This is a genomic window from Maridesulfovibrio sp. (assembly GCF_963678865.1).
GTDB lineage: Bacteria > Desulfobacterota > Desulfovibrionia > Desulfovibrionales > Desulfovibrionaceae > Maridesulfovibrio.
Map to the genome: position 1 here is coordinate 2,531,887 of NZ_OY787459.1, position 12,385 is coordinate 2,544,271.

At 49.9% G+C, this 12,385-nt stretch carries 13 protein-coding genes and 1 pseudogene; 2 read left to right on the forward strand and 12 right to left on the reverse strand.

The genetic code is table 11. From position 1 onward, the window contains the following. Positions 1 to 28 precede the first annotated feature (28 nt). The gene (locus ACKU41_RS11630; protein WP_319777539.1) at positions 29 to 613 is read left to right on the forward strand and encodes a peptidylprolyl isomerase; all 585 of its coding nucleotides are present in this window, start codon (positions 29 to 31) and stop codon (positions 611 to 613) included. Between the two features lie 12 nt (positions 614 to 625). Next, positions 626 to 1,282 (forward strand): DUF2959 domain-containing protein, encoded by a 657-nt coding sequence (locus ACKU41_RS11635; RefSeq protein WP_319777540.1) that lies wholly within the window; start codon positions 626 to 628, stop codon positions 1,280 to 1,282. 128 nt (positions 1,283 to 1,410) lie between these two features. Here ACKU41_RS11635 and ACKU41_RS11640 read toward each other — a convergent pair whose 3' ends face one another. The 12 genes and pseudogenes from ACKU41_RS11640 to ACKU41_RS11695 form a co-directional block, all read right to left on the reverse strand. Next, a complete protein-coding gene (locus ACKU41_RS11640; RefSeq protein WP_319777541.1) occupies positions 1,411 to 1,794 on the reverse strand; it encodes a hypothetical protein in 384 nt (127 codons plus the stop codon). Between the two features lie 22 nt (positions 1,795 to 1,816). Next, a complete protein-coding gene (locus ACKU41_RS11645; RefSeq protein ID WP_321400923.1) occupies positions 1,817 to 2,056 on the reverse strand; it encodes a helix-turn-helix domain-containing protein in 240 nt (79 codons plus the stop codon). Between the two features lie 309 nt (positions 2,057 to 2,365). Beyond that, positions 2,366 to 3,958 carry a glycosyltransferase family 39 protein gene (locus ACKU41_RS11650; protein ID WP_319777543.1) on the reverse strand — a complete coding sequence of 531 codons (1,593 nt, stop codon included), beginning with the start codon at positions 3,956 to 3,958 and terminating at the stop codon, positions 2,366 to 2,368. Between the two features lie 151 nt (positions 3,959 to 4,109). After that, a pseudogene (gene fliN / locus ACKU41_RS11655) lies at positions 4,110 to 4,364 on the reverse strand (flagellar motor switch protein FliN); the annotation flags it as partial. 112 nt (positions 4,365 to 4,476) lie between these two features. Then, positions 4,477 to 5,115, reverse strand: coding sequence for a hypothetical protein (locus ACKU41_RS11660; protein ID WP_319777544.1), 639 nt, complete (start codon positions 5,113 to 5,115; stop codon positions 4,477 to 4,479). 28 nt (positions 5,116 to 5,143) lie between these two features. After that, a complete protein-coding gene (locus ACKU41_RS11665) occupies positions 5,144 to 5,458 on the reverse strand; it encodes a hypothetical protein (RefSeq protein WP_321400927.1) in 315 nt (104 codons plus the stop codon). Then, positions 5,445 to 6,398, reverse strand: coding sequence for a metallophosphoesterase (locus tag ACKU41_RS11670; RefSeq protein ID WP_321400929.1), 954 nt, complete (start codon positions 6,396 to 6,398; stop codon positions 5,445 to 5,447). The genes ACKU41_RS11665 and ACKU41_RS11670 overlap by 14 nt, the downstream gene beginning before the upstream one ends. Beyond that, positions 6,388 to 7,728: an AAA family ATPase gene (locus ACKU41_RS11675; RefSeq protein ID WP_321400931.1), complete on the reverse strand. Its 1,341-nt coding sequence runs from the start codon at positions 7,726 to 7,728 to the stop codon at positions 6,388 to 6,390. Before ACKU41_RS11675 ends, ACKU41_RS11670 begins: the two co-directional genes overlap by 11 nt. Positions 7,729 to 7,878: 150 nt before the next feature. Next, entirely contained in the window at positions 7,879 to 8,604 is a 726-nt protein-coding gene (locus ACKU41_RS11680; RefSeq protein WP_321400933.1) for a methyltransferase, read from the reverse strand. A 108-nt stretch (positions 8,605 to 8,712) separates the two neighbouring features. Next, the gene (gene murJ / locus ACKU41_RS11685) at positions 8,713 to 10,236 is read right to left on the reverse strand and encodes a murein biosynthesis integral membrane protein MurJ (RefSeq protein ID WP_321400935.1); all 1,524 of its coding nucleotides are present in this window, start codon (positions 10,234 to 10,236) and stop codon (positions 8,713 to 8,715) included. Positions 10,237 to 10,355: 119 nt separating this feature from the next. Further along, positions 10,356 to 11,180: a bifunctional DNA-formamidopyrimidine glycosylase/DNA-(apurinic or apyrimidinic site) lyase gene (mutM, locus tag ACKU41_RS11690; RefSeq protein ID WP_321400937.1), complete on the reverse strand. Its 825-nt coding sequence runs from the start codon at positions 11,178 to 11,180 to the stop codon at positions 10,356 to 10,358. A 20-nt stretch (positions 11,181 to 11,200) separates the two neighbouring features. Beyond that, positions 11,201 to 12,379 (reverse strand): ChaN family lipoprotein, encoded by a 1,179-nt coding sequence (locus ACKU41_RS11695; RefSeq protein ID WP_321400939.1) that lies wholly within the window; start codon positions 12,377 to 12,379, stop codon positions 11,201 to 11,203. Positions 12,380 to 12,385 lie beyond the last annotated feature (6 nt).

Consider the following 12,385-nt stretch of genomic DNA (forward strand, 5'->3'; position numbering starts at 1 on the left):
TAAACCCTTCCAAGGAGGAAAACAAAACATGAAACTCTTCAAGATATTACTGGTAAGTGCTCTTTTCTGCGTTGCCCTCATGGCCGGAACCGCAAACGCGGCAGACCACACGGTTTTTGTAAAACTGCAGACCAGCATGGGCAACATAGTGCTCGAACTGAACAAGGACAAAGCTCCGGTCACCGTAGCCAACTTTCTGCGTTACGTTAACGAAGGACACTACAGTGGAACCATTTTTCACCGCGTAATTGACGGCTTCATGATTCAGGGCGGTAACTTCGATAAAAATATGAAACAACGCCCCACTCATGCAGCAATTGAAAACGAAGCCCGCAACGGCCTGTACAACGACAAATACACCGTTGCCATGGCCCGGACCAATGATCCACATTCCGCAACCGACCAGTTCTTTATCAATGTTAATGACAACGCATTCCTCAACTTCAAGTCTGAATCAGGCTCTGGGTGGGGCTATGCCGTATTCGGTAAAGTTATCGGCGGTAAAAAAGTTGTCGATAAAATTGCAAAGACTGTAACCTTCCGCAAAGGCCGTTACGACGACGTTCCTGTTAAGCCCATCACGATTATCAAGGCTGAAGAGCTTAAACAGTAAGGGGTAATTTACATGCACCTGATGAACAAGATAGCCACTTCCCTCATCATAATCATGGCGCTGGGGCTTGCCGGATGTCAGTCCGCTTATTACAAAACAATGGAAAGCTTCGGTTACCATAAACGTGACCTTCTTGTTTCCAATGTGGAAAAAGCCCGTGAATCTCAGGAAGAAGCCAGTGAACAGTTTAAAAGCGCACTCGATAAATTCAGCGCCCTGACCGGATTTCACGGTGGCGACCTTCAGGAGACTTATGAACGGCTCAATGATGAGTACGAAAACAGCGAAGCTGCAGCAGCAGAAGTCCGCAAAAGAATTGATGCCGTGCAGCAGGTCGGTGAAGACCTTTTTGACGAGTGGAATGCTGAACTTGACCAGTATACAAGCAGAAAGCTTCGCAACGAGAGCCGGATTAAACTTTCCAAAACCAAAAGTAATTTCAAACGGTTACTCTCGGCAATGCGCAAGGCGGAGAAAAAAATCGATCCCGTACTCAATGTATTCCGGGATCAGGTTCTGTACCTGAAGCACAACCTGAACGCACAGGCCATTTCTTCCCTCAAATCCGAACTGAACTCGCTTGAAGGTGACATCGGCAGGCTGATCAAGGAAATGCAGCGTTCCATCGATGAAGCCGACGCCTTTATCAAAGAATTGAAGAAGAACTAAAAACTCAATAATTTTAGTCTATTTTAATCCTTATCAGGATGAATTAGTCTGATACGAAAAAATCCCCGGAGTGGAACCACTCCGGGGATTTTTTTCACGCTTGCTAATCGAATGCAGCGGGAAACGGACTAACCGTTAACCACGTGCAGCTGTTTTTTTACAAATTCAAGTTCGTCTTCAGATTTACTTTCAGCCAGTTCTGCCAAAGCCTGTGCGCAGAATGTAAGCATAACGTCCGTGTCCAGTCCCAACAGGATTGAACCGTTGGAGACTATGCATGTCTCACCCTGATCTTCCATCAGATATGCTCTTCTGTCGCGCTCCTGACCGTTTCTGGTTGCAATGGAATAGCCTGTACGCCCCTTCTCGGTACTGAAAATTTTTTCAGATACCAGCTCCCCGCTGTCCTCATTATAATTGAGGGATTCATTTTCAAGCTTTCCGATAAAGGAAATCTGGCCGCCGAAATCATTTTCCAGAGTCACCCGTTTCAGGGCAGCTGACTTTTTCATGATCCTTGTCCACCGCTGTTTGTCAAATGGGCAGTTTCAGTTGTTCAGGGCCGTCCTTGCCGTCCTTTTTCTCCTTTTTAGGAGCCGCCTGCAAACCGTACTCAATGTATTCCAGCAGGGAACTTTCCGGCACACGCCACTGACTACCGACCTTTATGCCCCGAATCTTACCCTCCTGAACAAGCCTGTAGGCCGTCCGTGGATGGATTCTCAAAATGTCGGCAATCTCACGTACCGTGTATAGCGTAGGCGAGGGTGTCAAAGACTTATCCTGATTTTTCAAAATTACACTACGATGTACCCCTTATGACACTATTTGTCAAAAAATGTCAAAGAAATGCACTCTTATCTCTTCTTTTCTGCAACAATACTCCAACAAGCACTAAATACTTTGAAATTACAAAAGAAATAATCAAAACTGACTTTCAGTTGATTATTATCCGCAAACTATTCCCGAAATTTTTTTTCATTTTTCTTTAAAAACATAAAAAAAAGTCCCTCCGGCAGAAGCAGAAGGGACTTGAGAAAACGCTCTGATGCGTTTGATCCTGACCGGTAAATCCGGCTTAATCTAAAATCTCAGACGGGGATCATGCGGCCAGTAGCCGTTATAATCGTAGCAGAGATAGACCGTGAATTTTCGGGAAGGCTTACCCCGGAAAGTAGTCTGAATATGGATAGGTGAGCTGACCCGTTTGAACATCTTCTTCAATTCCTCACTCGGATTGGCTTGAAATTTTTTAATCACGAAGATGCTGTCCCAGCCGATTTTATCTTCCGGTCCGGGCCAGAGATCATACTGATTCATGCGCCTGCTGGTCCACGCGCAATAGGTACGCGGCTGGCCTGGTACATAAAAAGCCAAGGCTGCTGTCATATCATATTCATCACTCATGACAAAAACTTTGGACGGGTCCTTGAACTGGCTCTTTTCCAGCTCTACGACCTGCTGCCCAAGATCAGTCCAGCCTTTTAGCCGGTGGGTGGGATTAAGATGATCCGGCAGGGGAACAAGATTCTGGAAATGAAGAACCGCAAAAATCACTATGCTCAAAGTCAGCCACAGGGAACGTAAACGCCCTCTGCGGCCCCAGAAAGATTCAAAAGCGAACCCGGCAATCATCACCCCGCTGACATAGGAAATCACCGCCCAGTTGCCGAGTACCTGAGCATGAAAACTCCAGAGAAAAAAGAAAAACCAGACCGGGATGAAAAACACTGAAAGCAGAGCACTCTGACGATAGCTGAGCTGCATCAAATTGCGGCCCTTTCTTTTAAGAAGAAAAAACAAGGCTGCGAATCCGCCTATAAACATAAAAGCCAGCCACCACGGGGTCGCCATGCCGATCTGCTCGCCGAGAAACGGGAGAAAGCGGTCAAACCGCAGCAATTGATGCGCCTTAGCTCCGGAAGCCCCGATCAAATACAGAACGTGTTTGTAGCCCACAAAACCATTTTGCATGTTCCATATAAAGGTCGGCAGGAACCCAAGTGCGATACCTCCCGCCAGCGAAAGAATCAGCTTGCGCCAGAATCCGCGCGGCAGCCTTTCCTTACGCATAACCAAAAGCCCGTACATGACCGAAAGTCCGGCAAAGCCGAGCATGGTGTATTTGGCCAGAATACCTACCCCGAAAAAGATACTTATTGCCAGAAAAGGCTTAGTCCGGGATTCATTGGAATCACGCTCCAATCCAGGGGGATGCGGCAGCGAAGCCTTATACAACGAAAATAAAGCACAGCTCCAACAAAGGATGAACGGATTATCCGTAGTCATCAGAATGCCGAGAGCCAGATAAACAGGCATGGAGTTGTATATGATCAGAGTCCATATAGCTGCAACAGGCCGTTTCCACATACGTGCCATGCCCCAAAAGAGCACACTCTGGGTCAGGAACGAACCGACAACCGAGCCAAAACGAACCCCGAACTCAGTATTACCGAATACTGAAGTCCACAACCCGATAATCCATGCAATGAGCGGTCCCTTGGAATAATAGGTAAGCTGCATGTGCCTGGTCCAATCCCAGTATTGGGCTTCATCCTGCACAAGATTAAGCTGGCCGGTTCCGAGAAACCACAGACGGGCAAAACTGCTGATACAAATTATGGCTACAGCCCAGATCACGGGCTTGCTTTTAAACGAATCATTTAACGATGACACTTAATGTGACCTCCTTGCGGGGAAACTCATATCTGAGACGGCATGAGAAAACAACAGCCCGCATTACGGCAGATGCCGCTAAAAACAAAGCCCCCGTTAAAAGGGGGCGGAATAATTCAGGACCTTTTTTATGGATTCCGGCAGGCCTTCGTTACAGGCCCAGCTTCTTGATCCTGTCCTCGGGTTTGATAATCTCGGTAACCCTGAATCCAAAATTTTCATTGATGACAACGAGTTCTCCCCGTGCAACCAACCGCCCTTCCACATACATATCCAGCGGTTCCCCGGCCAACTTATGCAACTCGATAACAGTTCCCTGACCGAACTGGATAATTTCATTGACCAGAAGCTTGGTCCGGCCCATCTCAACCTTGACTTCAAGGGGGATATCCAGAATGCGTTTCAGACTTTGCTCTGCCATTTATATAAACTCCGCTAAAGATCTTGTTTTACTGAGGGCAGGATACAGCAAAAGCCGGCAAACAACCAGTAAAAGACCTGCCTTTAATTTCAAGCCCTTACTTTACCTGTTCCACTGCCGGTCCGTCTCCCTTCTGTGGGCGTAAGGCCAGAATAGCATCTGCACTTTCCGAAAATAAATCCAGAGGATGATGGCTGATAACCAGCACCTGAAAGCCCAGCCGCTCTGCAATGGTCCCGATCAACTCCATAAAACGGGGCACAAGGTCGGGCCGCAGCCAGCAGTCCTGTTCATCCAATACCAGAAAAGGCCTATGAGACTCAGGATTAAGTCTGGACAAAGCAATCAGCCGCAGCCCCACGGACAGAATGTTGCAGACTGAACCGCCCTGCCCGACCATGATATCCTCTTCGCCACCCTGATTCAGGATCTGGAAATCCACCTGTAATTTCTTATCACGGATAGAGGCGACAGCTTTTACTTCACGATCCTGCCCCAGAATTTCACGAATGGCGTGGGTCAGGTTAGTTTCAAGTTCGCTCAGCAGCTCTCCGAACAAAGCCGTGGAAAGTTCTTCCAGACGATCTGCAGCTCCCGGAGCAATCTCCAGAAATTCATCAATCTTACGGCCCTCCTCACGCAAGGACAGCCAGTCGTCCAGACGTGATGAAGCCTTGGCACTCAAACGGTCTGCACGGCGTTCTAGAGATTCAAGTGTAATTTCAGACTGTTCCATATAGGCCTCCGAAGGACAGCCGAAGGCGTTAGTTACTGCCTTCCAGATTATCCAGACCTTCTTTGATGGACATGATATGCTTGCGGTATTCGGTGACCAGCCTTGCGTTTTCAGCTTTTTTTTCTTCAAGCAGCTTAGCCAGTTCCTGCGGATCACTGGTGCCGTACTGGGCCTTGGCTTCCTCTTCGAGGGCTTCGAGCTGACGGGTGGTACTGGCAAGCTCCTGCTCAGTACGTATTTTCTTGTCATGCAACCATTTGTGCTGCTCTTTAAGCAGATTCAGTTCCTGCTCCAAACCGTTCGCAAGCTGTACGCCATTATTCATTCCATTACCCATTGCCATCGGTAACCTCCGTATATAATTCCCAAATGAGCTTACTTTCCGGCTCTTCCGGGTCGATATTATCTGTCAAAAACTGTTTAAGCCCCTCGCCCTCATGGGTTCTCTTCCATGCCAGACGCTCAAGGCCTTGTAAAAATTTAGATTCAGCAACAGCTGCGTCTTCTGCTTCCGGCGGAAATTCCTGATCCGGGAAAACCTCATAAAAATCGCGATGTGGAACTTCCCATTTTTTCAGATCCACGCAATCCGGGGTCCATATTGCAGCCTGCGGTTTTCGTTCAAGGGCCAGACGGGAAAAAACCAACCGGGCAATATTGCCGGGATTGGCCCAGATTGTCATGCCTTTGGTTATGGATTCACGCGGACGGTGGATATGCCCGTTTATAATCCAGTCGATTCCCGGTTTTTCCTTGATGACGTGCTGCTTTTTTTCACATTCAGGAAAAGAAATATTGTGATGGGTAACCCAGATCACTTTCAGATACTTCCCGTCCTCCCGCTCATAACTCTTGGGGATGGGTGTGGAATCAGGTGAAGCACCTACCAGCACAAGACCCTGCTGGGTCTGCAATTCAAAGGCAGGTCCCTGCTCACTGAGCAAACGGATTACACCTGCGGCATTGAGCACGGCCATGGACACATCCGGGGTGAAACGGGCCTGATACTTGTCATGATTCCCCACCAGCACGAAGGGTTTATACTGCCCGAACAGCCCGATCATATCCACAAGCAACGAGTTGCCGTTATCGCGCGGCCAGTGGAAAAGATCACCAAGTATGAGAGGGACCAGACCCAGCATTTCCGCCTGCTTGAAGCAGGCTTCCAGCTTATCAAGTATATCGGCGGCAAAATCACCAAGACGCTGCCCCGGAGGGGTGGACGCGATATGCGGATCCCCGATTAGGAAAAGACCTTCAGCTTCTACTCGCTCAAGAGTCATGGCTTTCCTCCCCGACCAGCCTTTCCGCATCAAGATCACCGCCGCAAAGCGGGCAATGGCCAATCTCTGCCAGACGTTTTTCAATACGTTGCTTAAGCTCCGCCTCATCCTTCTTCAGCTGCAGCAGATTTTTATGTGCTTCAGCCTGCGCTTTCCGAAAAGAAGACAAATTGTTCATAACCTGCATAAGCTGCGCAAAATCATGAAGTTCCGGAGGATCAACCAAAGCACCCAAAACATCTGTACGCCTTGAAATATTATCTCTAAAATCACGGTTACGGTTCAGATTGTGGATGGTTGCGGAAAGTGCCGATACATCTTCGAGTTCCGGCGCATACATAAGCGGTTCCAATGCCTTACGCCGCACCTTTAGCTTCTCTTCTGCAAAAGAAAGCTGATTATAGCGCGCAAGATCAACTTCCAGCCCCTGTACCGGAAACAGATCCGGCGGGGATTGCAAACCTTCAAGAGATTCTGACCTTGCTTTCAGGTGCTGCCCATGGGCACGCAGGGTCTGCATGCCTGTGACCACCCGCTCCAAAGGGCCGGAGGGGAAAAGGTCCGGCACATCCCGTAAAGGGGAAAGTTTCTTTTCCTGTGCGCTCAGTCCGGCCATGTTACTTTCCAGCTCTACCTTACGCTGCAGAAATGTTTCCACTGCCGGAATTTCCTTCTCCAGTGCATCCACCCGCTCTTTAAGGTCGCGGGCTGTTTCCAGCTCCAGATTCACATCCGGCAGGGTCTGCAATTCATCCAGTTCTACCCGGATTTCATCCATCTTCTGCTGCTGGAATTTCTTCTCCCGTTTGGCTGCGCGGACCCTGTTTTTAAGTTCGGTCTGCATGGCCAGCAGATGAGAAGCCTCCGAAGACGAAGCAAAGAACTGGGCCGCAACAGACGAAGGCTGATCCAGCAGAAAAATAGGATTACGCTGGTTACCGATGTGTACATCCAGCGATTTACCGCCTTCCAAGGGGACCTGATTAAGACGCAGAATGTTCAAAATATCTTCCGGGGTATTGCGCCCGAATTTGGCGTAGACTTCCCATTCCTCTTCCCCGGGGCGCAGAACTTCGTACCAAGCGGTAGCCTTTTTACGAATCCATGCAACGCGCACCCCGTCGTCCATCTCCAACTCAACGCGGGCCTTTTTAGCTCCGTGACGAATAAAATGTTTGGGCAGCGGGTTGGTAGCAATGCAGCGCAGAGCCTCAACAACGGATGATTTGCCGCTGTTGTTGGGACCGGTCAGCACGGTCATGCCCGGACCGAGTTCAATCTCGGTTTCTGCATGGGCTAAGAAGTTTTTTAGTAGAATTTTTTTGATCATGGATGCCTTCGGCGATCAGAGGGGGAAAACTTTTGCAAAAAAGTTTTCCCCCTCTGGACTCCCCCTTTCAAAACCTTTTAATAGGCTTCGCTCTGCCAACTAAGAGCAGCCTTTGAAATTTGTTCTGATAATTCCTTACCTGTCGATCTTCTACTTTGCAATAAATGGACAATATTCAATCGCGGTAGACGTCAGGGAATTATCATCCGCAAACAGAATAACAGGGGCTTCCATAATCAGCCCCGGCTTGCCGCCTTTTACCGCCTCGAGCATCACAACTTTGGATGGTGCATCAATGCGCCCGTGAATAAATTTCATACGCTTGGGTTCCAGCTTGTGGCGGGTGAAGGAAGTTACCAGCTCGGTCAGCCGTTCGGCAAGGAAGACGAAGCAGACCCGGCCCCGGTTACGGACCATGCGCGAGGCCGTAGCGACAAATGCATCAAGACCGCAATCAACCTCGAAACGGGCCTTGTTGCGTGATGCATCAGGACAGGCTTTGCCCCTGCCTTCAGTACGGTAGGGCGGATTGGAAACCACCAGATCATAACTCCCGGCAGGAGCGAAATCCGGAATGCATACATTGCCCTGCACAATACCTATCTCCTCGGTAAAGCCCAGACGCTGCACATTCTCTTCTGCGGCAGCAACCATCTCCGGATTAATTTCCAGCCCGGTAATGCTCACCCCTTTATCCGGGTGACGCAGCATTATGCCCAGCGGAATCACCCCGCTCCCGGTGCCGAGGTCGAGGATTCGGGCATTCCTGGACACAGAGGCAAAGCTGCTGATCAGCAAAGAGTCTGTAGAAAATCTGAAACCGGACTCAGGTTGAACTAACCCACAGGGGAAGTGGCTTTTCTGCTCTTCAAACATAGTAATCTCTTTTTTTGCGTCGAAGACCAAAAAAATAATCGGGATTCCAAAAGGACTTGTTCCTTTGGTCCCCCTGAAAGGTCCCTAGGAGAATCGCCGGAGGCCTACCTAGCTCCGCCTGCGACGTAAGGCATTCACTAACATACGGGCATCATCCGACTTCAAAAGGAGCGAACCGAAGCCGTAGACCGCCATCCATACAGGGATAAGTGCGAACCACAAAATATCATAACGAGCGGAAAACCATGCCCCCGCGCCGATCAACGCACTTAGGAAAAGGCTCTTTGCCACACTTGCAAAGGGTAACGGAAACAGCCCTGTCCTGCGGCCCATGATAACAGAAAGCAACAGACAATTCAGCATGGACGAAAGTGATACCGCCAAAGCCAATCCCACATGCGCGATATGCTGCATGAGCAGATACCCTGCCCCCACGTTAATGAACAAACAAAGAATGGCAACCTTGACTGGAGTCCGGGTATCCTCCTGCGCATAAAAAGCAGAAACCAAAGGACGGGACATGGCAATGAACGGCAAACCTATTCCATAAGCCATAAGTGCCTGTGCTGTTGCCGATACGGCCTGCGCATCAAAGGCCCCACGCTCAAAAAGCAGCCCGATAAGCGGCTCGGCAAGAGAAACCAGTCCGGCCATGGCCGGCAGTGAAATAAACAGGATCAGGCCCACACTCTGCTTGAGGGTCTTGGCAAAATCGTCATGCCGCCCTTCAACGTAAAGCTTTGCCAGACTGGGCAGGGCGGCAGTGCCGACGGCAATCCCGAACACACCCAGCGGGAACTGCACCAGACGGTCGGCATAATAAAGATAAGACACAGATCCCACAGGGAGAAATGAAGCCAGCAAGGTACCAAGCACCACGTTGATCTGGTAAACGGCTGCCCCCAGCACCGTGGGCAGCATAAGCTTACCCATACGTCTCACACCGGGGTTATCAAGTTCCGCTTTGCCGCGCCAATGCAGCCCGAGACGCTTTAGATAGGGCTGCTGCAGCAACCATTGCAGCAGTCCGCCGATCAACACTCCCCAAGCCATAAACAAGGCCACACTGTTCCCTGTAAAATAGCCGATCAATGCCGATCCGATTAAAGCAATGTTGAGCATACACGGGGCCAGAGCCGGAGCCAGAAAATGACCCGTACTGTTCAGGATGCCCATGCAAAGCGCAACACCGCAAATAAAAATAACATAAGGGAAACAGATTCTTAGCAGATTAACTGTAAGAGACATCAACTCAGCGTTATCACCAAAGCCCGGAGCAATGAGCAGGACCAGATATTTAGCCCCCACGATTGCCAGCACAGTCAGAACGCCGAGAATGAGCAGCAACCAAAGCATGGCTGAGCGGGCCATCTCAAAGGCCGCGCCTTCGCCCTGCTCCTTATGCACCCTACTGAAAACAGGCACAAAGGCCATTGTCAGGGAGCCTTCCCCGAACAAACGGCGCAACAGATTGGGAATACGAAAGGCCACAAAAAATGCATCCGCAGGCAAGCCTGCGCCAAGTGCGAACGCAACAATAAGGTCCCTGACAAAACCAAGGATCCTGGAAAGCAGAGTCGCCCCGGCGACTACCGAGGCGTTACGGACTATTTTACTGGATTCAGCAGTCATTTATTGGAATGCCTCCGGCGGCTCTCCGAGGGCTTAAACCCTTTTTGTAAAAAGGGTTTAAGAATCCCAAAAACTTTTAATAATCATGATTCAAAATAAATATGCAAAAACAGCGCAAACTAATCCTGCATCTTCTGACAATTCGAACAAAAAGTAGACGAACGCCCTGCGACAGTTCCACCTTCGAAGGTTTTGCCGCAATCGGGGCAGGCTTCACCTTTCTTGCCGTAGACCTTGAAGCTGTTCTGGAATCCCCCGGCATCGCCGCCCGCATCTACGTAATCGCGGATAGAGCTGCCGTTCTCCTGAATGGCCTGCTTAAGCACGGCCTGCAATTCAGTGAACAATCTGACCAGAGATTCGTTAGAGAGGTCGGATGCCTTGGCCTTGGGATGAATGCCTGAACGGAACAGGGATTCATCCGCATAAATGTTGCCTACTCCGGCTACAACAGACTGATTAAGAAGCAAGCCCTTGATCTGAGCCTTACGCCCGCTGACGCGTTCCGCAAGTTCTTCAGCTGAGACCTCAAGCGGTTCGGGACCAAGATTTTTGTAAAAACTCCATTCCTGCAACTCATCATTGTTCAAAGCACGTACTTCACCGAACTTTCGGGTATCGTGAAATTCAATGGAACCGCCATTGGTAAGCCCGAAGACAATACGGGTATGGGGTTGAGGCGTTGTAGGTCCTTCATGAGCCAGAACACGGCCAGTCATCTTAAGATGAAAAGTAACATGCAGGTCCTCGCCCAGATCCATGATAAGCAGCTTTGCCCGACGATGGATACGGGTGATCTTCTTCCCGGCAACGCGGGAAGAAAAAAGATACCACGGCATCTTTACGGAACTGTGGTTAAGAATTTTTACGGACTCAATTATCTCGCCTTCAAGGGATTTGGCAAGACCACGGGATATTACTTCTACTTCCGGCAATTCTGGCATTTTATACTTCCTGAAAAATCTTATTTATCTTTTTTCATGCGGGTCAGCTTACCCATATCAAGATCAAAAAATTCGCCACCACGGTCAATCGTGAAAATCAGCGGCTTACTTTCCTTGTGGGCTTTTGATCCGGCCATATGCATGGCTGCAAGGCTGTGTACGGGAATTCCCTGTGCCCTGACAATAATGTCGCCGGGCCTCAGCCCTTTCTGGTACCCCTTGCGGTCCCGCTTCACAGCGGTGATCACCGCCCGGCCCTGACGCATTTCAATAGTCATGCCCATGCGGCTTTCGTAAGAAGGCGGACAATAGAAAAAAGAATCCGCCGCAGTGGGATAAAACTCCTCGCCTCGCCAAGGCATGATGGTCATGACTTTGGCCTGCGGGTCAAGCACTTTCAACCTGCGTGGAATTCCCCAGCCGTGCTCCACATGCCCGCCACCGGCAAGAATAACCACCGGATGGCCTGAACTTTGGCGCAACTCCACGGCCTTTTCCGCCATTCCGGTATCCCAAAGGGACTGGACCAGAAAAAAACGCTCAACCTGCTTGGGATCGGTAGCGTCACGCCCCTGATGCATGGCAAGGACTTCTTTCAGTCCTTCCTCCTGTTCAGGCGCTGGAGGAATTACTTTTTCCGGCAGCATGGCCCGGTCTTCAGGGGAAAGTCCTTCAAGCCCGTTTTCACGGACCTCTTTGACCAGACTGAAAGGAAAATTCAATCCGGCAACGGTCAGTCTGCGTTTTTCCGCCAGCTCAAAAATAGGCTTGAACATGTTGAAGTCATACCGCCAGCCATTCTCCCAATCCAAATCTTTGGCTAGTTCCGAAACCGGAATCTGTCCGAGATTGAAACGGTTGAGAATATCCTGCTTCTGCGCAGTGACCATTTCAAGACCGATGGCAACCTTAGCATGCCCCCGGGTCAGCCCTTCGATAATCTCGAACTGGGCCTTATGGTCGCAGATACTGGTATGCCCTTCCCCGATAAGCACATAATCGGCCCCTGAAGCCTCATCCATGAGCTTGTCAAACGGCAGGGGATCACCCACCGGGTCAAGGTAATCTCCGGAACAGGGCAGAAAGGACACAGCCATTTCCGTCGGTACACTTTTCTTCACACAACCGCCGAGAATAAAAAAAAGTGCGCAAAGGACCAGAACGGTCCTCGCGCACTTGTCGATGGAACTATGATGCATACCGGG